The sequence below is a fragment of the Rheinheimera texasensis genome, assembly GCF_964031785.1.
Taxonomy (GTDB): domain Bacteria; phylum Pseudomonadota; class Gammaproteobacteria; order Enterobacterales; family Alteromonadaceae; genus Pararheinheimera; species Pararheinheimera texasensis_A.
Genome location: NZ_CAXIRE010000011.1, coordinates 27,720 through 50,704, shown reverse-complemented (window position 1 = coordinate 50,704; position 22,985 = coordinate 27,720). Strand labels below are relative to the sequence as shown.

Here is a 22,985-nt window from a genome sequence, read left to right as displayed (position 1 = left end):
GCTTTGCGGCGGATGGAGCGCCGAACAGCGGTAGCTGTGAAGGCCGGAATAGTCCGCTGTGGGTTACCACGAATAAAGTGAAGCTTGATGAAGTGGTGGCCCCAGCTGGACTTGAACCAGCGACCAATCGATTATGAGTCGAGTGCTCTAACCAACTGAGCTATGGGGCCAGCGTGCAGACATGCGTCTGGTTGGTGAAGCGTTGGCAGTATATGGATTTTTTGTTGCCTTGTCACCGCACAATCGTCAGTCGAAACAGTTGATTGCTTAAATTTCCGGCAAAAAAACAGGCACCCTTGGGTGCCTGTTTTGCAAAATCAGCAGAAAGCCAATGCTATTCGTCCAGGAAGCTTTTCAGCACTTCGGAACGGGAAGGGTGACGCAGCTTACGCAGCGCTTTGGCTTCAATCTGCCGGATCCGCTCACGGGTCACGTCAAATTGTTTACCCACTTCTTCCAGCGTGTGGTCAGTATTCATGTCGATACCAAACCGCATGCGCAGGACTTTGGCTTCACGAGCCGTCAGGCCAGCCAGAACTTCGTTGGTGGCGGCTTTCAGGCTTTCCATTGTGGCTGAATCCAACGGCGATTCTGAAGAGTTATCTTCAATAAAATCACCCAGATGCGAATCTTCATCGTCGCCAATCGGTGTTTCCATCGAAATAGGTTCTTTGGCGATTTTCAGCACTTTGCGGATCTTGTCTTCAGGCATGCCCATGCGCTCAGACAGTTCTTCCGGCGATGGCTCACGACCCATTTCCTGCAACATCTGCCGCGAAATGCGGTTCAGCTTGTTGATGGTTTCAATCATGTGCACCGGGATCCGGATAGTCCGGGCCTGGTCGGCGATAGAGCGGGTAATGGCCTGACGGATCCACCAGGTGGCGTAAGTCGAGAACTTATAACCACGGCGATATTCAAACTTATCAACTGCTTTCATCAGACCGATGTTGCCTTCCTGAATCAAATCAAGGAATTGCAGACCACGATTGGTGTACTTTTTCGCAATCGAAATCACCAGACGTAAGTTGGCTTCCACCATCTCTTTTTTCGCCCGGCGAGCTTTCGCTTCACCAATCGACATCCGGCGGTTGATATCTTTGATTTTGAAAATCGACAGACCGGTTTCTTCTTCAATCTTGCGCAGTTTGTCGGTTGAACGCACCAGCTCTTCGCGCATATCAGCTAGTTTGGCTGAATATGGTTTATTCGCCGCGATTTCAGCGTCAATCCAGGCACTGTTGTTTTCATTGCCGGTAAAAGATTTCAGGAAGTTCTTCTTCGGCATTTTGGCGTATTCAACGCAATGCTTCATGACGATACGTTCCTGCACACGCACGCGATCCATCATCTCGCGCATGTTTTTGACCAGACGGTCAAATTGTTTTGGTACTAAGCGGAAGCAACGGAATACTTCGGACAGTTTGTCGATTTCGATTTTGGTCTGCGCATGTTCACGGCCGTTTTCGATGATCGATTTGCGGGTGATGTCATATTGCACGCGCAGCTCGCCGAATTTTTCCCGCGCCAGTTCCGGATCCGGACCTGTATCGGCTTCGTCAGAGTCACCGTCTTCGCTTTCTTCGTCGTCACCGGAAATATCGGCGTCTTCGTCAGCCAGTTCTTCTTCCGGTACATCAGAGCCGATGTGAGTGGCAGTTGGCGGCAGGTCATCGACTTCGTTTGGATCAACGAAAGCGGTGACGATGTCGCTTAAACGGATTTCTTCGGCTTCAAATTTGTCCCACTGTTCCAGCAGGTAAGTGATGGCTTCCGGGTATTCTGCGACCGACGTTTGCACCTGGTTGATGCCGTCTTCGATGCGTTTAGCGATGTCAATTTCGCCTTCGCGGGTCAACAGTTCTACAGTACCCATTTCGCGCATGTACATCCGGACCGGGTCCGTCGTACGACCTAACTCTTTGTCCACGCTGACCAGCGCTTGTGCGGCTTCTTCCGCGGCGTCTTCGTCAGGGGTTGCGTCTGACATAATTAAGTCATCAGCATCAGGTGCGGTTTCGCAAACCTGGATGCCCATGTCGTTAATCATGCGAATAATATCTTCGATCTGGTCAGAGTCGATGATATCTTGTGGAAGGTGATCGTTTACTTCAGCAAAAGTTAAATAACCTTGTTCCTTACCTTTTAAGATAAGAAGCTTTAATTGCGACTGAGGATTTTGCTCCATAGAGGCTGCTCTTCCACCCGATATAGTTAGTTTCAAAAATGCGAATGCGGGATTATAACAAAGCGCGGCTTTTCTAGCCAGCAAAGGCCCACTGCTTCACGGTTATTTCGTCTTAAATGCCTTTAACAACATGGCATATTCCTGACGTTCGGCCAGACTGAGTTTAGTCAGCTGGTCTTTGCGTTGTAAGGCTTCCAGCCGTTGCTGCAGATACTGGTCTTCAATAGCTCTGAAGGTGTCCAGAAAATCTGCGGTTAATTGTTCATCCGCCACCTGATGTTCCCATAACGCCAGTTTGCTCAGAATGTTGTACTCGACGGCGCCGCGCCAGTGTTCCAGTAACTGTGCTGTGGTCAGATCTGGTTGCTCCAGTAACTTGTGCTGCAGTGCCAGTAAAATTTCAATGCCCGGCAGATTGGCCTGGGCCAGTTCCGGCGCTTGTGGCATCACGGCAGCCAAAGCCGGATGCTGCAGCAGCAAAGCGATAGCGCGGCGCATTGGTGTGATTTTAGTCGCCGTCGTCACCGCCGGATTGGTTTTTGCTGTTTTTACTTGTGTCTGCGAGCTGCGTGGTCTGCCAACTAAATTTGCCAGCCGCTCCTGCAAGGTGTCGCGATAAAACTCGCTGGGAACCTGCAGGATCAGCTCGTTAGCCCGGTTCCACAACGCGGATTTGCCAGCATCGCTGTTCACGTCGATTTCAGCCAGCAAATGTTCAAACAGATAGTTACTCAGTGATTGCGCTTGCTGCAGGCGACTGACAAAGGCTTCTTTGCCTTCTTTACGTACCAGCGTGTCCGGGTCTTCGCCATCCGGTAAAAACACAAATTTCAGTTCAACGCCATCTTTCAGATGTGGCAGAGCACTTTGCAGTGCACGCCATGCGGCATCGCGACCAGCGCGGTCGCCGTCATAGCAGCACACGACGGTCGGCGTATAACGAAACATCGTTTGCATATGGTCGCCGGTCGTGGCGGTGCCAAGACAGGCAACCGCAAATTCGATACCGAATTGCGACAACGCCACCACATCCATATAGCCTTCTACGACCAGCAACATCGACAAACGTTCCTGCTGCTGGCGGGCCTCAAACAGGCCGTACAGTTCGCGGCCTTTGTGGAATAAACGGGTTTCCGGCGAGTTTAGGTACTTAGGCGTACCGTCGCCTAATACTCTGCCACCAAAGCCAATGACCCGGCCACGTTTATCGCGGATAGGGAACATCAGGCGGTCGCGGAAAAAGTCGTATTCCCGGCCGTTGTCATTGCGGTTGGTCAGTTTCAACTCAAACAACTGGTCACGGCCAGCGCGCGTCGTAGCCAGTTGTTTGAGCAGTAAATCCCAGCTGTCCGGGGCATAACCGATGCTGTATTTCTGGATGGTGTCGGCCGACAATCCGCGTTTTGCGACGTAGGCGAGGGCGTTTTCGCTATTTTGCAGTTGCGCCTGATAAATTTTTGCCGCTTTTTCCATCTGACTGTAGTCATCGGCACTGCCTTGCTGGTAGGCCTTTTGGCCACCTTCACGCGGTACTTCCAGATGATGCATTTTAGCCAGTTCTTCAATGGCCTCGACAAATTCAAGCTGTTCAAACGCCATCATAAAACTGATGGCATTGCCGTGTGCGCCACAACCAAAGCAATGATAAAACTGTTTATCCGCACTGACGGTAAAAGAAGGAGATTTTTCGCTGTGGAACGGACAACATGCCGCGTAGTTTTTACCAGCTTTTTTCAGCGGCACCCGCTGATCAATCAGCTCAACGATGTCGGTACGGGCCAACAGGTCGTCAATAAAGGGTCTTGGGATTTGTCCTGCCACCTTTTTCCTTCCTGCTCAAATGCTTATGCCAGAAAAAGACAAACCGTGCGCGAGGGCACGGTATTGCAGTTTACAGCTGAATATGGTGACAGACCTGGTTGTTTCGCGATTTAGCTTAATCGGGATTTGACTAAGCCGCTCAGCGCACCCATGTCGGTACGGCCTTGCGCTTGTGGTTTTAACCACGCCATCACTTTTGCCATGTCCTGCATCCCAGCCGCGCCAGTTGCGTTGATGGCCTGACTTAACAGGTCATCCAGCTCAGCAGCGGTCAGGGCTTGTGGCAGAAACTGCTCGATCACGGCGATTTCAGCCAGCTCAGTGTCGGCCAAATCTTGTCTGCCGGCAGCGAGAAATTGCGACGTCGATTCTTTACGCTGTTTCACCATTTTGGTTAATACAGCCAGAACGTTCGGATCGTCGGGTTGGATTTGCGCGTCAATCTGGCGTTGTTTGATCTCAGCCAGTGCCATGCGGATAGTGCCAAGACGTACTTTGTCTTTGGCCCGCATGGCGTCTTTCTGCGCTTCCTGAAGTTGCTCGAGCAGAGCCATAGTCAGCGGTAACAGGTCTTAGTAAAGCTTGATGCGACGAGCGTTTTCGCGTGACAGCTTCTTCATGTGACGTTTCACAGCAGCAGCTTTTTTACGCTTACGAACCCAAGTTGGCTTCTCAAAGAACTCTTTAGCGCGAACGTCAGCCAGAACACCGGCTTTTTCGCAAGAGCGTTTGAAACGACGTAATGCTACGTCAAACGGTTCGTTCTCTTTCACTTTCACTACAGGCATTAAAATCTCACCTCGGTTGATAGGACACCGCGACCCGGTCAGCGGCTAACCAATACGTTTAAAAATGGTGCGGCATTTTACTCAAAGAGCGACGATAAAGTAAAGCGATTTGGTCGATGACTGGTGCTGATTGGCTAAAACCGTTACAATCCGCGGCTTTGGGCCTGTTGCCAGAGGACATTCATGCGGGTTTTAGGTATTGAAACATCTTGTGATGAGACCGGAATTGCGATCTTTGACACAGAAAAAGGCCTGATGAGCCACATTGTTTACAGCCAAATTCCGTTGCACGCGGACTATGGCGGTGTAGTCCCTGAGCTGGCGAGCCGTGATCATATCAGAAAAACCCTGCCGTTAGTCAAACAAGCTTTGTCTGAGGCTGGTTGTGATGCCAGTGCTATCGATGGCGTTGCGTATACGGCGGGCCCTGGCCTCGCCGGAGCTTTGCTCGTCGGTGCTGCGATTGGCCGCAGTCTGGCCTTTGCCTGGGGCAAGCCGGCATTAGCAGTACATCATATGGAAGGTCATTTGCTGGCCCCTATGCTGGAAGCCAATGCGCCGCAGTTTCCATTTCTGGCTTTATTAGTGTCGGGTGGGCATACACAGCTGGTGCGGGTCGATGGGATTGGTCGATATCAGTTGCTCGGTGAGTCGATTGATGATGCTGCGGGCGAAGCTTTTGATAAAACCGCCAAACTAATGGGTTTGGATTATCCCGGTGGGCCATTGTTGGCCAAACTGGCAACTTTGGGCGATGCGAAAAAATACCCTTTTCCGCGGCCGATGACTGACAGACCAGGCCTTGATTTCAGCTTTAGCGGTTTAAAAACCGCAGCGGCCAATGTCATTGCTGCTGAAGGCAAAACGCCGCAGGTTCAGGCCGATATCGCAGCGTCATTTCAGCAGGCCGTCGTCGATACCCTGGTGTTAAAATGTCGCCGGGCACTAAAAGAAACTGGCCTGAAACGGTTAGTGGTGGCTGGTGGCGTCAGTGCCAATCAATCGCTTCGGCTGCAATTGGCAGAGCTGATGAAATCACAAAAAGGCGAAGTGTTTTATCCTGGAAAGGAATTCTGCACCGACAATGGCGCCATGATTGCTTATGCCGGCTGGCAACGGCTGCGGGCCGGACAAGCGCAGGATTTGTCGATTGGCGTGACGCCGCGCTGGCCGATGCAGCAGTTGCCTCCGGTCTGACCGTCAAGCTAGAAATAAAAACGCCTGCGATCACAGGCGTTTTTTACTTCAGCGTCTGATTAGCTGGTGATGTTTAACTGTCGGTTTTATTCTTTTGGCCGTTTAGTTTTATCCCAGACTTTGGATTCAGTGCCATGCCATAGCCGCAGCAAGTTTTGCCGGTGACGGAACACAATCAGAATACTGAGCATTAATACCGGGATAGTGTACAAAGGCTTGATAAACCAGGTGAAGATTGGCGCCAGGCTCACTGTGACTATAGCGGCAAATGACGAATAACCGGTCGCACCAATCAAAATGATCCAGGTGGCGATCAATAAACCTGCTAAATCCAGTCCAATCGGCATCATTGTGCCAAAAGCCGTCGCCACCGCTTTACCACCTTTAAACCCAAAAAACAGCGGATAGATGTGGCCGAGGCAGGCGCAAATCGCAATCATGCCGAGATAAAAAGCTTCGATTTTCAGGAAATAAGAACCCCAGACCGGAATAGTGCCTTTAAGTACGTCGAACACTAACACCAGCACAGCGGGCAGGGTACCGCCAAGGCGCAGGACGTTGGTTGCTCCGGGATTGCCTGAACCGTGCAGGCGCGGGTCGGGCAAGCGAAATAATTTGCTAACAATCACCGCAGATGACACTGAACCACAGAGATAGGCTAACAGCATCATCCCGCCAATCAGCGGGGTCATTAATGAAGTTCCTCAGTTATTGATTTTGCGTTAAGATCCGGCCTTACCGGCGGGGCCGGAGGCAAGGCGCTCAGATTATAGACTTTTCCTATCTTTGCCTATCCGACCAGCCTGCGAATCTCCAATCTCTTTATAACAGCGGAATAATCTGATGGATATCGTTTTTGTCAAACAACTGGCGATTGATACTGTAATCGGCGTTTACGAGTGGGAAAAAACCATCCAACAGCGGCTGTTTTTTGATTTGGAACTGACCACCGACATTCGGGCCGCCGCCAGCGACGACGATTTGCGCCTGACGCTGGATTACGCGGTGGTTTGCCAGCGCGTCACGACACTGGTGCAGGCTGAACCGGTCGAGCTGATTGAAACATTAGCAGAACGCATCGCCGCCATGTTGTTGCAGGAATTTGCCACCAGCCAGGTGCAGGTTCAGGTCGACAAACCTGGCGCAGTCCCTGCGGCTCAGACTGTAGGTGTCCGCATTCTCCGGAGCCGTCACTGATGGCCAGAATTTATATCAGTGTCGGCAGCAATATTGATCGTGAAACCAATATCCGTGGTGCAGTCCGCGAGTTGGCCCAAGCCTTTGGGCCTCTGCTATTGTCTTCTGTCTATGAAAGCGAAGCCGTTGGTTTTGTCGGCGATGCATTTTACAACCTGGTGGTTGGCGCCGACACTCATCTGGATGTCGCCGCAGTTGTCAGTTTGTGTAAGCAAATTGAGGACAATTATGGCCGGGTGCGCGATGGCGTGAAGTATTGTGGCCGCAGTCTTGACCTGGATCTGTTGACCTATGACCAGCTGATTTGTGCCGAACCTGTTGAATTGCCCCGTGCTGAGATCCTACACAACGCTTTTGTGCTGCAACCATTAGCTGAACTGGCGCCCGACACTTTACATCCGTCGCTGCAGCAGCGTTACGCTGCCTTATGGCAAGCCTACCAGGTGCCGCAAAAGCTATGGATTGTGCCTTTTGCGTTCTGACTGAGAGCAGAACCCGCCGGCCTGCCGTTACTGAATTCGAGACGCTATTAACAGCTTTTTACATTTCTGTGCCGACTTTTTGCGCGTTTCTATGTCGTGGAGTCGGACAAACCGTGTTATTTTATACAGGTGTTTTTCGGTGGTTTCCCAAGGAGTCCTGAAATCACCTGACACATCCCCCTTATAACGCAACCTTGGCTCTTAATATGAAAATCCTGAAACCTGTGTTGATGTCTCTTGTGATCACAGCTGTGCTGGTCGGCACCGTCGTGGCCGTCAAAATGGACCAGTTTAGTGTGATGGCTGCAGGTGGTGGCCAGGTCCAACCACCGGAAACTATCTCTGTCTTTGTTGCCGCTGAGCAACAATGGCCTAACACCTACACCGCCATCGGTACTGTTGAGGCGGATGAAGGTATTATGATTTCTGCGCAGGTACCGGGCAAGGTGAAGCGTATTACCTTTCAGTCTGGTGCTGAAGTCAAAGCCGGCGATGTGTTGATTGAGCAGGAATCGATTAACGAAGCGGCGCAGTTAAATGCGGCGCAAGCCCGCTTAAAGCTGGCCAAAACCAGCTATCAGCGCATCAAAGAGCTGAAAACCAACAAACTCGCCAGTCAGAGTGAGCTGGATACCGCCTTGCAACAGGTCGAATCGGCGCAGGGCGACGTAGATGATTTAAACGCCACTTTACAGAAAAAACTGATCCGCGCGCCATTTGATGGCCGGGTTGGTATCCGTCAGGTGGACCTCGGCACTGATTTGCAAGTTGGTACCGCCATTGTGTCGCTACAGGCGACAAACCGCGTGCGGGTGAATTTCCCGGTCCCGCAGGATTGGTTGAGTCAGATGAATACTGGTTTACCGGTTGAAGTGGCGACAGGTGGTCGTGATAATCAGGTGGTCAAAGGTCTCGTAACTGCCATTGGTACTGAAATCCATCCGGAAACCCGCAATGTCACAGTGCAGTCATCGCTGGATAACGCCAGCAAATCGCTGGTGCCAGGCATGGCAGTGACCACCACTGTTACCCTCAGCGATCCGCACGCAGTCCTCGCTGTGCCGGCCGCCGCCATCATTTACGCACCTTATGGCGATACCTTGTTTGTTGTCGATGAAAAGGACGGCAAACTGGTGGCGCGTCAGCAATTTATTCAGACCGGCAAAGCGCTGGGCGACTTTATTGAAGTGACCAAAGGCTTAAAAGCCGGTGAAAAAGTGGTCAGTGCCGGCGCCTTTAAATTGTTTAATAACCAGGCTGTGGTGATTGGTGGCAAACCAACGCCAGAATTCAAAGCTAATCCAACGCCCACTGACAGTTAAGGCGCCACAGGCAGGTTTTTATGAAATTTACCGATATTTTTATCAAGAAGCCGGTACTGGCTATAGTGGTCAGTCTGCTGATCCTGCTGGCTGGCATTCAGTCGCTCAGCAGCTTATCTGTGCGGCAGTACCCACGCAGCGATATAGCGGTGATCAAAATCACCACAGTGTATATCGGTGCAAACTCTGATGTGATCCGCGGTTTTATTACCTCACCGATTGAACGTGCTATCGCATCAGCGGGTGGGATTGACTACATCGAATCACAAAGCAGCATGGGCGTGTCGACTATTACGGCGCACCTGCTGCTGAACTATGACCCGTTAAAGGCAATGACGGAAATCAGCGCCAAAGTGAACCAGGTGCGGGGCGAATTACCACCAGAAGCGGAAGTGCCGTCTCTGGTGATTGAAGCCGCGGATAGCCAGTTTGCGCAGGCGTATTTAAGTTTTAGCTCCGACATTCTGGAACAAAACCAAATCACCGAGTTTTTAACCCGTTCAGTACAACCGCGTCTGATTGCGGTGAATGGCGTGCAAAAAGCAGAAATTCTCGGGGGCCGCACCTTTGCGATGCGGATTTGGCTGAAGACGGAAAAAATGGCTGCGGTGGGCGTGACGCCGGCTGAAATCCGTGCAGCACTACAAGCACAGAACGTGCAGGCGGCTATCGGTCAGACCAAAGGCAGTTATACCCAGGTCAATCTGAATGCCAATGCCGGTTTGACCAATGTCGAAGATTTCCGCCGTATTGTGGTGCGGCAAAACGCCGACGGCGTGATCCGCCTGGCTGATGTCGCCGACATTGTGCTGGGTGCAGATGATTACAGTGTAGAAGTGAATTACTCCGGCCAGACTGCAGTATTTATGGGTGTGTTTGTAGCGCCCAATGCCAACAGTCTGGAAGTCATTCGCAATGTCACAGCTGAGATGGAAAAAATCAAAGCAGATTTACCGGCAGGTTTATCCGGTGAAGTCTCTTACGATGCCACCAAATATATCGATGCCGCCATTCAGGACGTGATTAAAACCCTGGCTGAAACGCTGATTATCATCATTATTGTGATTTTCCTGTTCCTTGGCTTCAGCCGTTCAGTGCTGATCCCGCTGGTTGCGATCCCGTTATCGCTGATCGGTGCTGTGTTTATCATGCAGCTTTGCGGCTTCTCACTGAATCTGCTGACTTTGTTGTCGATTGTATTGTCAGTTGGTCTGGTTGTTGATGACGCGATTGTGATGGTGGAAAACATCGAGCGGCATATTCAGGAAGGTTTAAAACCTTTCCAGGCATCGCTGGTGGCAGCCCGTGAACTCGCAGGTCCAATTCTGGCGATGACGGTGACTTTAATGTCGGTGTATATCCCAATCGGTCTGCAAGGTGGCTTAACCGGGACTTTATTCCGTGAATTCGCCATTACGCTGGCCGGTGCTGTGACTATCTCGGCTATCGTCGCCGTGACTTTATCGCCGATGATGGCATCGCGGATGTTGTCACCGCACCGCGAAATTAAAGCGCCGCTATCGAAGATTTTTGACCGTTTTTCGGCGTTTTACAGCCGCAAACTCAATGCCACGCTGGAAAACCGCATCGGCGTTTACCTGTTCTGGGTGTTCATTTCGCTCTGTGTGGTACCGCTGTATGTGATGTCGAGCAAAGAGCTGGCGCCTACTGAAGATCAGGGCGTTATCTTTGGTATTGTCGACACGCCGGCGAACTCGACCATTGATCAGGCATCCTTTTACGGCAAGCAGGTTAATGAAGTCTTTATGGGCGTGCCTGAGACCGACTTTACCTTCCAGATCACGTTCCCGACCGGTGGTTTCAGTGGCATGGTGACCAAGCCATGGGCTGAACGTGAGCGCACCACGACGGAAATTCTGCCGGATGTGCAGCAGAAGCTCGGCGAAATTGCCGGGGTGCGTATTCTGCCGATCACACCGCCTTCATTGCCTGGCGGTGGGCAGTTCCCAATTGAGTTTGTGATCGCATCCACAGCAGACAGTCAGGAAATCTATGACTACGCCTTAAAATTGCAGCAGACGTTTACGGCGAGCGGTAAGTTTTTCTTCCCGCCGATGCTGGACATGAAAATCGACCAGCCGGAATATCAGCTGAATATTGACCGCGAAAAAGTTGCCGATTTGGGGCTCGATATGCGCACTGTGACGCAGGATTTAGGCATCCTGCTCGGCGGTGGCTGGGTCAACCGGTTTAACAAAGATGGCCTGAGTTACAAAGTGATCCCGCAGGTGAAGCGGATTGAACGGTTAACGCCGGACGATTTGACCAAGCTGTATATCACCGGGCCTGACAACAGCATGATCCGGCTGGATCAGATTGCCACATTGACGCACTCGACTGTGCCGCGTTCGATTAACCGGATGCAGCAGCTCAATGCAGTGAAAATCTCCGGGGTCGGCGCAGGCTCGCTGGATGAGACGCTGAAGTATATGGAAACTGAAGCACGCAAGATTTTACCTGCGACTTACACCATCGATTACACCGGCGAATCCCGGCAGCTGAAGCGTGAAGGCAATACCTTCCTGCCAGCGTTCCTGACCGCACTGACGATGATTTTCCTGGTGCTGGCGGCGCAGTACAACAGCTTCCGTGACCCTATTGTGATTCTGGCAGGCTCGGTGCCGCTGGCGATGTTTGGTGCGTTGATTTTCACCTTCTGGAAAATGTATGCACCTATTCCACATTGGACCGATGCCATCAGCAGTACGCTGAATATCTATTCGCAGGTAGGTTTGGTGACCTTGGTCGGCCTGATTGCCCGTAACGGTATTCTGGTGGTGGAATTTGCCAATAAGCTGCAGGAAGAAGGCCGCGCCAAAATTGATGCTATTCGTGAAGCCTCGGTACTGCGCCTAAGGCCGGTGCTGATGACCAGTATCGCGACTATTGCCGGTCATACGCCGCTGATCTTCGCTGAAGGTGCTGGTGCTGAAGCGCGCAATTCGATTGGTATCGTGCTGGTGTTTGGCATGACTATCGGCACTATCTTCACCTTGTTTGTGCTGCCGTCGATTTATGTGTTACTGGCGAAAGATCACCAGAAAGATATGATCCGTCAGGCGGAACTCGAAGCGGTTTAATCCGTGTGATGTAAAAAAGGGCAGCTCTGGCTGCCCTTTGTTTTTGCGGAGATTAAGCTGAGAAAAGCCGGTTTCCTGCTATTGGTGCCGGTTTAAACCACCGAGATCTGACGCAGATGCTGACGGATATGCAGCTGATGCGCCGCCTGAAAATCAGCATGGCTCAGCATGCCATAAGCAAAATGCGGCGCCAGTGTGGTTGCTGCAGCAAATTCGTCTAATGCCTGTAACAATCCTGCCAGCGCAACTTGCGGATCTAAGCCGGCATCCAAATCCGGCATACCGGGGATGGCTTCATCCAGTGGATGACGCATGGCTCCGGCTGCTTTAAAGCCTTGTAGTGCTAAAGGCCCGATACTGTGCACAAACCACCAGCTGCGCTGTTGCGGATAACCCTGATAAGAGCCGCGCACACTTTGCGCCAGATGCTGAAAAATCTGACTGACATTCCAAGTGCCGCTGCTGTGCAGGGTTTTACCGGTCATTTGCTTCAGTTCAGTCTGTAACGCCTTAAGGTCCGCCACAAATCGGCTGCCGGCCAAATAAAGGCCCGCCACACTGGCGGCGGTCACTGCAGTACCGGCCAGCAAAAATTTACGCCTGTTCATCAGTTTTCCTAGAATAAGAAATTTGTTGTTGCACTGCATCCAGCCGCGCTGCGGCTACTGCTTGTTTCATCGCTTCGCCTTTATGGCCGGCGGCGACCAGCGCTTTGATATCCACAGCGCGCGCTGCGGAAGCTAAGCTACGCAAGTATTCTGCTTGCGGATACTCCGCCTGCTCAAAACCGGTACGGCCGCGTAAATCAGCGATACAACAAGTCAGCAGCAACTCCAGCCGTTCGGGTTTGCGCCACAGGTCAATCCCATCAAACAGTTTCAGTACAGTCACAGCGCGCAGTTCCAATGCTTTGTGTACCAGCTGATGGTATTCACAGGCCAGCAGTGCTAAATCACGGCAATCATTGGGAATGCGCAGGCGTTGACACATAGCTTCAATCAGCGGCAAGCCAGTGTGTTCGTGGCCGTGATGTGATGGCCAGAGTTCCGGCGCTGTTAAACCTTTGCCAACATCATGACAGAGTGCAGCAAAGCGCACGTCCAACCGTGGCGATAACAAAGCGGCTTGTTGTAAAACCAGGATGCAATGTACGCCGGTATCAATTTCCGGATGCCAGCGCGGCGGATTGGGCACACCCCATAATACTGATAACTCTGGCATCAGCACTTCGAGTGCGCCCACTTGTTGTAATAATTCGAAATAAGCAGCTGGTGTGGTTTCCTGCAGAGCCCGCGCAGTTTCCTGCCAGACGCGCTCTGCGGTCAGGTGCTGTAATTCGCCGCTGCGGCTGAGCTCAACCATCAGCGCTAAGGTTTCCGGTGCCACGCTGAAGCCACGAGCGGCAAATCGTGCATAAAACCGCGCCACTCTTAACACCCGCAATGGATCTTCGACAAAAGCTGCAGAGACATGACGCAGCTTTTTATTTGCCAAGTCTTGCTGACCACCATAAGGGTCGGTGATGACACCGGTTTGCGGGTCCTGCGCCATCGCATTAATGGTCAAATCCCGGCGCAGCAGGTCTTCTTCTAAGGTCACATCCGGCGCGTAATAACAGGCAAAGCCGGTATAACCCTGACCTTGTTTGCGTTCGGTGCGCGCTAAGGCGTATTCCTGTTTGGTGGTGGGGTGGATAAACACCGGGAAATCTTTGCCGACCGCCTGGTAACCTGCGGCCAGCATTTGCTCCGGTGTGGTGCCAACCACCATAAAATCCTGGTCCTGACACGGCAGTCCCAACAAGGCATCACGCACGGCGCCGCCGACAAGATAAATCTTCACACGCTTTCCTGACAGGTGATTTTTTGCCATTATAACGCTCCAGCAACAATTGCGCTCCAGGTCTGAGCAGGAAGCCATGTACACCGCATTTTTTGGTCTGAACAGCCAGCCGTTTTCCATCGCGCCGAATCCTGAATTTATGTATCTGGGCAATCGCCACACTGAGGCGCTGGCGCATTTGCGTTATGGGTTGGGTGACGCCGGTGGCTTTGTGTTGCTGACCGGTGAAGTAGGGACCGGCAAAACTACGGTATCGCGTTGTTTGCTGGCCGAGTTGCCGGCTAATACCCAAGTGGCTTTTATTCTGAATCCGACCTTGTCCGAGCTGGAATTGTTGGCGGCGATTTGTGATGAACTAAAGATCCGCTACAAAAAAGCCGACGCCAGTCTGAAATTGCTGACCGATAAAATCACCGGCAAACTGCAAAAAAACCATCAGGCCGGCATCAATACCATTCTCATTATCGATGAAGCCCAGCATCTGCAGCCGGCTGTGCTGGAGCAGCTGCGTTTGCTGACTAATCTGGAGACCAATACCAAAAAATTGCTGCAGGTGATTTTAATTGGTCAGCCCGAACTGCAGCAGTTATTGCAGCGTCAGGATTTACGCCAGCTGGCACAGCGTATCACTGCGCGCTATCACTTAATGCCGCTGACCTTGCCTGAAGTGAAGTATTATGTCGAACACCGGTTGCAGGTCGCCGGTTGCAGCAGGCCGGTATTTACCGATGGCGCACTGAAAAAATTATTTGAATTTTCCGGTGGTATTCCACGTCTGTTAAATCTGTTGTGCGACCGCGCTTTGCTGGGCGGCTATAGTCAGCAAAAAGCTCAGGTTGATGGCCGGTTAATTGAGCTGGCCGCCACCGAAATTCTGGCGATTAAGCCGGCTGCCGCCAAAGCGGCGTTGCCGGTCTGGCTTTGGCCATTGTTGTTTGTGTTGTGTCTGGCGCTTGGCGTCAGTCTGTCGTTGTTATGGTTACAAACCTCAGTTTAACCGGAGTCCGGGTTTTTTATGTCGTTATTAATGGATGCGCTGAAACAGCAAAATCAGACCGTTGTGGACACCGCCGCACCACAGGCTGCTCCGGGGCGCGGCTGGCAGTATCTGGCCATCGCTTTGTTGGTGCTGTGTGGGTTGGGACTGGGCTTTGCGCTGGCATTTTGGCTGACGCAGCAACCTGCCGCTGAACCCAAGCCCGTTGTGGCACCAGCCCCTGTCGCTGTGGTCAGCACACCAGCCTTACCGCCGGCAAATCCTGGCCTTATCCTCAGCGATTTAACCGCAGTGCCGACCGCGGAAGAACAAGAAGAGCAACTGGTGATTTCTGCCGAGCGCGAAGCATCCCAAGGCCAGAGCCTGGACGAGCAAGTCGCAGTGCTGGAACAGTTTGATGAAGGCACGCCGATGCAGGAAGCGGACCCGGACGCTCCTGTCGCAGAACTGCCAGCACAACAAGCCGAACTCAGCGCCGACGAGGTGCCGCAGGAGTTAAAAGACAAATTCCAATATGCGCTGGAGGCAGCCAAAGGTATGCCCCGTCAGGCCAAAGTGACAGAACATGCCGCGCCGGCCCGCGACATTCGCACGCTGGATGACACACTGCAACGTCAGATAGCGCCGCTGCGCTTTGAAGCGCATGTCTATGCCACTGAACCCAAACAACGCTGGGTCAAAGTCAATGGTAAAGATTTGCAGGAAGGTCAGTGGATCACCGCGGATATCCAATTAAAAGAAATCACACCGAATTATGTGCTGATGCAAACTGGCCGGCAGATGTTCAGTATGGAAGCTTTGTCGGAATGGTCTTACCGTTTAAAATCACGGCCCTAATTTTAAAAATACTGCCGCAGGTCGAGGGCAAATTCACTGAGATCGGCGGCGCCGACAATCTGCTCTTCCGGCAATTTGGCCAAATCTAATACTTTGGCCGGCAGATGATGCCGGTGCACGCTGTGATAAAACAATTTCACTTTGGGTTTGTCGGCATACTTCGGATGATTCTCCAGCACCAGCGCCAGTTTGCCGGATTTCAGCCGCACGGCGGAACCTGGCGGATACAAACCAATACCAAGTAAAAACTGCTGCGTAAGCCTGGCATCTAAGCTCTGTCCGGCCGATTTCAGCAGTTGGGCGCTCAGTTGCGGGCCGCTGAGTTTATTTTGCTCCACCAGTTCCTGTAAGTTGGCGTAGCGGTTGACGATGGCCAGCAGCGGCGCGCCGCCAGATTGTTCAGCCAAAGGCGCCAGATGACCAGAGACTGTCTCTAAAACTTCAGCGGTGCAAGCCGATTGTTCCAATAGCGCCAGGCTATAAGGCAAAGCCGCCAGATCTGTTGGTTGCTCTTGTGGAAACAGCTGCTTTAACTGCGCTTTGCCGGCATCATGTAACAAAGCTGCAAGCGTGTATTGCTGCGCGGTGGCTTCCGGCAGTTGCAAGGTCTGACAGAATGCCGCCATCAGACAAGCACAGCGTATCGCATGGCGCAGCAGCGCATCGTCTTCTTGTAACACCTGTTGCAGGTACAACAACGCTTGCGGATTGCGGCTGCTGCTTTCCAGCAGTTTGTCGCAGTTTTGACTGGGTTGGGTCAGGTCGACGTTGTCGGCCTGCGCCATTTTCTCAAAAGTGACAGCGGTTTGCTGACGGGTACTTTGCAACGTCAGTTCCGTGCGGGCACATTCCTGCATGAAGTCGGTTCTGGGCTTGACGACCGGTGTGACGCTCTCCGCTGGCGCGGCCGGCAGTTCTTTCGGTGGCGGCAGTTGCTGCTCCGGGTCGATAAATACCGCCGAAACCCCTTTTTGTTTAAGCGTTGCAATCAGCAGTTCACTGCGCACCCAACCGGCATGTTTGATCACCACATCACCGGTTTGGCTGGCCACCCCGGTGACATAACTGCCAAGCTGAAGTTCGTCGATGGGGACCAGCTGTTTTGCCATCTAATCTGTCCTTCGCGCTGAAGTTTAAAGCATGTCACTGAACATTAAGCAAAACTTTGCCAAATTGCAAAAGCAGCCTGCTGTGGCAGGTTAATCTGGACTGTTAACAGCGTGAATTGCAGATAAAACAAGGCCCGCACGCGGCGGGCCTTCTGTATGCGCGGCTGGGAATTAAACCGCGTTGTCGCTCATCGTCATCAGCGAGGCGTTGCCGCCGGCCGCAGTGGTGTTGATAGTCACGGTTTTTTCCGTGACCAGACGGTGCAGCAGGCGCTCGTCTGCTGGTGTAGTCACCAGCGGCGAAATCGCACCATCGCGGGCGGCAATCAATTCACCGGTCAGCGCTTTGACTGCGCTGCCGGCTTCAATCACTGCGGCCGCGACCAACGGGTTGCTGATCAGGGCTTTGAGCTGAGTCAGCTTGGCTACGACAAACAGCGCTGGCTGCAGATTGGCGTTCAGCAAGACTTTACGCACAGCTTCTGCTTCGGCAAAGTCTTTGTCTTCAACTACAGCAACCACAGCGTTGCCTGCTGCTAAAGCGGTCAGTACTGACAAAATCCAGTACTTAAAGCAGGCCGATTCGTCGCGGATACAAGCCACCACGCCACGGGCTTCCAGATGCAGTTGGTTCGATTCACCAGTTGGCCCTGGCAGCTGAATAGGCGCTGCCAGTTCTTTTTCAATATGACCAATCAGACCACGTGCACTGGCCAGCACTTGCGCCAGATCGCCTTCCTGTTTGACCACGACGGCGTTGGATGCCAGCTGTGCCAGGAACTGACGCATCACCGAGCTGCGCGCTGTGATGTCTTTTTTCTGCCAGTCTACCTGAGCCCTGGCAGCCAGTTGTAGGCTTTGCTGCAGTGCATTGTCGTGACCGGCAGCCGCTAGCAGGCTGGCTTTTTTGTCGTCAGACAATGGCGCTTCAGTGACCTGCAGGTTGTCTTTAATCAGCCGCGTTAAGTAGAACGGACCACCGGCTTTTGGACCAGTGCCAGACAGGCCACGGCCACCAAATGGCTGCACACCAACCACAGCGCCAATCATATTGCGGTTGATGTAGATGTTGCCGGCTTTGACTTCCCGCGCCACCTGCGCCGTTACCTCAGCGATGCGGCTATGCACACCCATGGTCAGGCCATAACCGCTGGCATTGATTTGCGCAATCACATCATCCAGCTGTTCGGCTTTAAAGCGGATGATATGCACCACAGGGCCGAACACTTCGCGTTGCAGCACGGCCAGATTGGCAATTTCATACAGACGAGGCGCAAAGAAGAAATGACCTTCGCCGGCCGGAATTGGGCATTCGTAATGCAGTTTGGCTTTGCCTTCCAGATATTTGACGTGCGCAGTGAGGCCTGTCAGCGCTTTCTGGTCAATGACCGGGCCGACATCGGTGAATAACAACGACGGGTCACCGACGTGTAATTCTTTCATCGCGCCTTTGATCATGTGGATGATCTTGTCAGCAACGTCTTCCTGCAGGAACAACACGCGCAGCGCAGAACAACGCTGCCCCGCGCTCTGGAAGCCGGAAGAGACCACATCATCGACCACTTGCTCTGGCAGCGCGGTGGAGTCGACGATCATACAGTTCTGGCCACCGGTTTCGGCAATTAAAGGCACCGGCTCGCCGCCGCGTTCAGCCAGTTTACGCGCGATCCAGCTGCCGGTTTCAGTTGAGCCGGTGAACATCACCGCCTGAATACGTAAGTCTGGTACCACGTGCTCACCGATAATACGGCCCGGCGCAATGGTCAGTTCGACCACGCCAGCCGGCAGGCCGGCGGCACGCCACAGTTCAATGGCACGAATAGCAATTAACGAGGTTTGTTCGGCCGGCTTGGCAATCACAGTGTTACCGGCGGCAACAGCAGCCGTCACCTGACCTAAGAAAATCGCCAGCGGGAAATTCCACGGGCTGATACACTGCACCACACCACGGCTTTGCACTGGCGTGCCGGTGAACATAGCTTCAGCGCGGGCCGCGTAATAACGACAGAAGTCCACGGCTTCGCGAATTTCCGCCACGCTGTCCGGTACCGTTTTACCGGCTTCTTTGACACAAATCGCCATCAGTTCGTCACGATGCGCTTCTAAAGCATCACCTAATGCCCGCAGCAGGCGTGCGCGTTCGGCCACCGGCGTGCTGCTCCAGGCTGGGAACGCAGCTTCGGCGCGGTCAATCGCCGCTTTCATCTGTTCTGGCGTGTGGTGTTCAACATAACCGATGACCTGTGCATGATTAGCCGGGTTACGCACCGCTTTAGCGCCTTCCACCGGCGTTAATTGGGTGGCGGCGTTCAGCCATTGCTGCATGTTATTGCGCAGCGGAGTGATAGCGTCAACTTCAGTTAAATCAATGCCTTTGGAGTTTTTACGCTCATCGCCATACAAATTCACTGACAGCGGGATTTGGGTATTGCGCTTGTGTTTCCAGCTGCGCACCAACTCAACCGGGTCAGTCAGCAGACTTTCCACCGGAATGCTTTCGTCGACGATATTGTTGACGAATGAGCTGTTGGCGCCGTTTTCCAGCAGACGACGTACTAAATAAGCCAGCAGGTCTGAGTGCTCGCCGACCGGCGCATAAATCCGGCATGGTACTTTGTCTTCGGCGACGATTTGGTCATACAGCGCATCGCCCATGCCGTGCAGGCGCTGGAATTCGTAACCGGTGCGATCCGGTGCCATTTCCAGAATAGTGGCGGCGGTGTAAGCGTTGTGCGTGGCAAACATCGGGTAAATGCTGTCGCGGTAGTCCAGCAGTTTGCGCGCACAAGCCTGGTAAGACACGTCGGTCGACGGTTTGCGGCTGAACACCGGGAAGTCGTTATGGCCTTCAATCTGGCTGATTTTAACTTCGCTATCCCAGTACGCGCCTTTGACCAGACGTACCATCAGCTTGCGGCCAACGCGCACTGTCAGTTCACGCAGCCACTCGATTAATGGCAGACAACGTTTGGAGTACGCCTGAATAGCCAGGCCAAAACCTTCCCAGCCGGCTAAATCTTTGTCGGCGAATACCGCTTCGATGACGTCCATCGACAGCTCTAAGCGGTCGGCTTCTTCGGCGTCGACGGTGAAGCTGATGTCGTAACCTTTGGCGGCTAATGCCAGGGTTTTTAAGCGTGGTACCAGTTCAGACATCACACGGTCGCGGTGCGAGAAACGGTATTTCGGGTGGATCGCAGATAACTTGACGGAAATGCCCGGGCTTTTCAGCGGGCCGCGTTTTTTCGCTGCGGTGCCGATGGCATTGATGGCCATCATATAACTTTGGAAGTAACGGTCGGCGTCTTCCATGGTGCGGGCGCCTTCGCCCAGCATGTCGTAAGAATAAGTGAAGCCTTTGGCTTCCAGTTCAGTGGCGCGTTCAACCGCTTTGTCGATGGTGGTGCCCATGACAAACTGGGTGCCCATAATTTGCATCGCATAACGCACTGCCTGACGGATCACCGGCTCGCCGAGGCGGCCGCAAGTGCGTTTTAACAAACCAAACTGGTCTTTTTTGTGCTCGTCACTGTAGTTCACCAGCTTGCCGGTCAGTAACAGGCCCCAGGCTGAGACGTTGACGAATAAGGATTCGCTGTTGCCTAAATGCGAACTCCAGTCGCCATTGGATAATTTGTCGCGGATTAAACGGTCGGCAGTATGTTTGTCCGGTACCCGCAGCAGCGCTTCGGCCAGACACATCAGTACCAGACCTTCTTCGGTCGACAACGAGAATTCATTTAACAGCGCATCCACACCGCCTTTACCAATCTGTGCCTGGCGGATATTGACCACCAGCTGGCGGGCACGTTCCCAGGCGCGGGAGCGGGCCTGATCGCCGATATCGGCCAGCGGTAACAGCGTGTCCAGTACCTGGGCTTCGTCGGCACGATAAAACTGACGCAGGGTCTGACGTAATGGGCTTGGAGCGGGGAGGTCGCCGTGAAATAGCATAATTTTTATCCCGGTTGATTTAAAATAAATGCTGCATTTTAGTGAAAGCACTACCGTATTTGGTGGCTAAATTTCGATTTAAACCCTACATAATTTGGTTTTATAATGCTTTAACCAGAAAAAATACGGAAACCGCTATGAATGCCAAAGGCCGGCCGTTAGACCGCATCGACAGAACCATTTTAGACACTCTGCAAAAGGATGGCCGGATTTCCAATGTCGAGCTGGCCAAACGTGTGAACTTAAGCCCCAGCCCTTGTATTGACCGGGTGCGCAAGCTGGAACAGGAAGGGTTTATCACCGGTTATGGCGCCAAGTTATCGGCCTCAAAACTGGGGCTTGGTACTGCGGCTTTTATTCAGGTCACGCTGGACCGCACCACCGGCGCTATTTTCGACCAGTTCCGCGATGCGGTGGTGCAAATCGCCGAAGTGGCCGAATGCCACATGGTCGCCGGCGGTTTTGATTATCTGCTGAAGCTGCGGTTATCCAGTATGGAAGCCTATCGTGCGGTGCTGGGGCGGATTGTTGATTTGCCGGGCGTGCTGCAAACCCACACTTATGTGGTGATTGAGCAGGTAAAACAGGATTCCGGCTTGCCACTGGACGACAAGACCACTGACAAAACCTGAAAAGTGTCGGATGCAGTCCATGACAAATGTCATGGCTTTTGATGACAAAGCACACTGCCGCAACGTACGCATCTCCGTGATACTGAGTTCATCAACTCACGGAGGTGTGCCATGCAAAACCACAAAACTTTAGAACAACAACTGTCTGAATTCCGCAGCAAACGTTATCTGGCGATGCCGCTGTCCGGCGCCATTATCTGGGCTTTAATTGGGGCATTGTCTTTTGTGCTGACGCCTTATCAGCAAGTGCTGGCCACTTTTATCGGTACCGGCTGTATCATTTATCTGGCGATGGCGATTTCCCGCCTGACTGGTGAAAACATCAGCTTTCAGAAGAACACAGCTCGTAACTGGTTTGATTCAATTTTTCTGGCCGCAGTGGGCATGAGTTTTCTGGTGTTTGCCATCAGTATTCCGCTGTTTCTGGAAAACTATCAGGCGTTGCCTTTTGCTTTAGCAGTGCAAACCGGGTTGATGTGGCTGGTGTTTGGGGTGCTGGCCAAAGCACCGGTAGCTTATGTGCATACTGTGGTGCGGACTGTGGCTTGTGTTGCGGCTTATCTGACGGTGCCACAACATAGTTTCTGGTTACAACCGCTGATCGTGGTGCTTTGTTATGGCTTCACCATTCCGGTGTTGGAGCTGCGTTACCGGGCACAGCAGGTGATACCTGCGGCTGTCACGGCATAAAGTGCAGACAACAAAAAGGGAGCCGCGGCTCCCTCTGTTATTTCTGCTGATTAAACCAGTGCAGACATCTTACATCCAGCGATCATTGCGCCGGCGTTTTGGCGTGATCAACGGCAAAATCAGGCCAAATAAAATGCCGCCTAATAAAATACCGCCGCCAATCACCATTTTATTCTGCAGTAATTCCGGGTTTTCCTCGGCCAGGCGGGTGGTCAGTTGAGCGGCAGTTTGTTTGGCAAGCTCTGCCGCTTTGACTGCTTCGTCACGTTCTGACTGAGCTTTGCTGACTTCGGCCTGCAGCGTCTGGCGTTCCTGCTCAAACTGCGCCGCGATCATTTCTTGCTGGCTAAGCTGTTGTTTTAACGCTTCTAAGTTGGCTTTTGGACTGGCGTTATAGGTGACGTAATCGCCACTGAGCCAGCCTTCGGCGCCGGTATTATCCCGGACTTTGACAAAACCATTGGCCGGATTGTCGCCAATAAAAGTCACAGACTCGCCCGCGCGTACTGTAGAAATAGTGCGGTATTCAGCGCCGGGACCGGATCGTAACGGTGTACTTAAGCTATCAATGATAAAAGCAGGTTTTTCTGCAACCGCCGGTTTTGTGGTGGTGTCTGCCACCGGCTGAGCGGCTGCGGGTGTACTGGCCGCTGTGGTGGCCGCTGTAGTGGATTGCTCCACCGCAGCCTGCTGGGCTGAGACAACAAAACTGGCCAGCAAAGTGGCGGCAATCGCAGATTTCAGAGTAGACATAACAAATCCCGGTGGGCTGAAGCAGCAACAAGCAATAATGCGCCCGATCATAGGGAGTTGTGCCGAGGATGACAA

At 52.7% G+C, this 22,985-nt stretch carries 19 protein-coding genes and 1 tRNA gene; 9 read left to right on the top strand and 11 right to left on the bottom strand.

The annotated features are described in order from the left end of the window. Positions 1-93 precede the first annotated feature (93 nt). The 5 genes from ABNT34_RS02600 to rpsU form a co-directional block, all read right to left on the bottom strand. Positions 94-170 (bottom strand) — tRNA-Ile (locus tag ABNT34_RS02600). 164 nt (positions 171-334) lie between these two features. Continuing rightward, positions 335-2,188: an RNA polymerase sigma factor RpoD gene (rpoD, locus tag ABNT34_RS02595; RefSeq protein WP_031567237.1), complete on the bottom strand. Its 1,854-nt coding sequence runs from the start codon at positions 2,186-2,188 to the stop codon at positions 335-337. A gap of 102 nt (positions 2,189-2,290) precedes the next feature. Beyond that, the gene (dnaG, locus tag ABNT34_RS02590) at positions 2,291-4,009 is read right to left on the bottom strand and encodes a DNA primase (RefSeq protein WP_348728555.1); all 1,719 of its coding nucleotides are present in this window, start codon (positions 4,007-4,009) and stop codon (positions 2,291-2,293) included. 110 nt (positions 4,010-4,119) lie between these two features. After that, positions 4,120-4,563 (bottom strand): GatB/YqeY domain-containing protein, encoded by a 444-nt coding sequence (locus tag ABNT34_RS02585; RefSeq protein WP_348728553.1) that lies wholly within the window; start codon positions 4,561-4,563, stop codon positions 4,120-4,122. An 18-nt stretch (positions 4,564-4,581) separates the two neighbouring features. After that, positions 4,582-4,797, bottom strand: a complete 216-nt coding sequence (gene rpsU / locus ABNT34_RS02580; protein ID WP_031567241.1) for a 30S ribosomal protein S21 — start codon at positions 4,795-4,797, stop codon at positions 4,582-4,584. Positions 4,798-4,980: 183 nt separating this feature from the next. On the opposite strand from rpsU, the gene tsaD reads away from it, so the two are divergent. After that, positions 4,981-5,994 carry a tRNA (adenosine(37)-N6)-threonylcarbamoyltransferase complex transferase subunit TsaD gene (tsaD, locus tag ABNT34_RS02575; protein ID WP_348728551.1) on the top strand — a complete coding sequence of 338 codons (1,014 nt, stop codon included), beginning with the start codon at positions 4,981-4,983 and terminating at the stop codon, positions 5,992-5,994. An 86-nt stretch (positions 5,995-6,080) separates the two neighbouring features. Here the strand turns inward: tsaD and plsY are convergent, their stop codons facing one another. Continuing rightward, positions 6,081-6,686, bottom strand: coding sequence for a glycerol-3-phosphate acyltransferase (gene plsY / locus ABNT34_RS02570; RefSeq protein ID WP_348728549.1), 606 nt, complete (start codon positions 6,684-6,686; stop codon positions 6,081-6,083). Between the two features lie 151 nt (positions 6,687-6,837). On the opposite strand from plsY, the gene folB reads away from it, so the two are divergent. The 4 genes from folB (at position 6,838) to ABNT34_RS02550 (ending at position 12,096) form a co-directional block, all read left to right on the top strand. Beyond that, positions 6,838-7,191, top strand: a complete 354-nt coding sequence (folB, locus tag ABNT34_RS02565; protein ID WP_348728547.1) for a dihydroneopterin aldolase — start codon at positions 6,838-6,840, stop codon at positions 7,189-7,191. Next, positions 7,191-7,673, top strand: a complete 483-nt coding sequence (folK, locus tag ABNT34_RS02560; RefSeq protein WP_348728545.1) for a 2-amino-4-hydroxy-6-hydroxymethyldihydropteridine diphosphokinase — start codon at positions 7,191-7,193, stop codon at positions 7,671-7,673. Before folB ends, folK begins: the two co-directional genes overlap by 1 nt. A 230-nt stretch (positions 7,674-7,903) precedes the next feature. Then, positions 7,904-8,995, top strand: a complete 1,092-nt coding sequence (locus ABNT34_RS02555; protein WP_348728543.1) for an efflux RND transporter periplasmic adaptor subunit — start codon at positions 7,904-7,906, stop codon at positions 8,993-8,995. A gap of 20 nt (positions 8,996-9,015) precedes the next feature. After that, positions 9,016-12,096: an efflux RND transporter permease subunit gene (locus ABNT34_RS02550; RefSeq protein ID WP_348728541.1), complete on the top strand. Its 3,081-nt coding sequence runs from the start codon at positions 9,016-9,018 to the stop codon at positions 12,094-12,096. 92 nt (positions 12,097-12,188) lie between these two features. Here the strand turns inward: ABNT34_RS02550 and ABNT34_RS02545 are convergent, their stop codons facing one another. Both ABNT34_RS02545 and ABNT34_RS02540 read right to left on the bottom strand, forming a co-directional pair. After that, positions 12,189-12,704: a DUF1569 domain-containing protein gene (locus ABNT34_RS02545; RefSeq protein ID WP_348728539.1), complete on the bottom strand. Its 516-nt coding sequence runs from the start codon at positions 12,702-12,704 to the stop codon at positions 12,189-12,191. Then, complete coding sequence (locus tag ABNT34_RS02540; protein WP_348728537.1) at positions 12,691-13,938, bottom strand: multifunctional CCA addition/repair protein; 1,248 nt, start codon at positions 13,936-13,938, stop codon at positions 12,691-12,693. The genes ABNT34_RS02545 and ABNT34_RS02540 overlap by 14 nt, the downstream gene beginning before the upstream one ends. Positions 13,939-14,014: 76 nt before the next feature. On the opposite strand from ABNT34_RS02540, the gene ABNT34_RS02535 reads away from it, so the two are divergent. After that, positions 14,015-14,935, top strand: a complete 921-nt coding sequence (locus ABNT34_RS02535) for an AAA family ATPase (protein ID WP_348728535.1) — start codon at positions 14,015-14,017, stop codon at positions 14,933-14,935. 18 nt (positions 14,936-14,953) lie between these two features. Next, positions 14,954-15,772, top strand: a complete 819-nt coding sequence (locus tag ABNT34_RS02530; protein WP_348728533.1) for a general secretion pathway protein GspB — start codon at positions 14,954-14,956, stop codon at positions 15,770-15,772. 2 nt (positions 15,773-15,774) lie between these two features. Here ABNT34_RS02530 and ABNT34_RS02525 read toward each other — a convergent pair whose 3' ends face one another. Beyond that, positions 15,775-16,881 carry a DUF3391 domain-containing protein gene (locus ABNT34_RS02525; RefSeq protein ID WP_348728531.1) on the bottom strand — a complete coding sequence of 369 codons (1,107 nt, stop codon included), beginning with the start codon at positions 16,879-16,881 and terminating at the stop codon, positions 15,775-15,777. A 171-nt stretch (positions 16,882-17,052) separates the two neighbouring features. Next, positions 17,053-20,835: a bifunctional proline dehydrogenase/L-glutamate gamma-semialdehyde dehydrogenase PutA gene (putA, locus tag ABNT34_RS02520; protein WP_348728529.1), complete on the bottom strand. Its 3,783-nt coding sequence runs from the start codon at positions 20,833-20,835 to the stop codon at positions 17,053-17,055. 137 nt (positions 20,836-20,972) lie between these two features. Here putA and ABNT34_RS02515 point away from each other — a divergent pair, with 137 nt between their 5' ends. Next, positions 20,973-21,467, top strand: a complete 495-nt coding sequence (locus ABNT34_RS02515) for a winged helix-turn-helix transcriptional regulator (RefSeq protein ID WP_348728527.1) — start codon at positions 20,973-20,975, stop codon at positions 21,465-21,467. A 111-nt stretch (positions 21,468-21,578) separates the two neighbouring features. Then, positions 21,579-22,157 (top strand): hypothetical protein, encoded by a 579-nt coding sequence (locus ABNT34_RS02510; RefSeq protein WP_348728525.1) that lies wholly within the window; start codon positions 21,579-21,581, stop codon positions 22,155-22,157. Positions 22,158-22,226: 69 nt separating this feature from the next. Here ABNT34_RS02510 and ABNT34_RS02505 read toward each other — a convergent pair whose 3' ends face one another. Beyond that, positions 22,227-22,910, bottom strand: a complete 684-nt coding sequence (locus ABNT34_RS02505; protein ID WP_348728524.1) for a TIGR04211 family SH3 domain-containing protein — start codon at positions 22,908-22,910, stop codon at positions 22,227-22,229. Positions 22,911-22,985 lie beyond the last annotated feature (75 nt).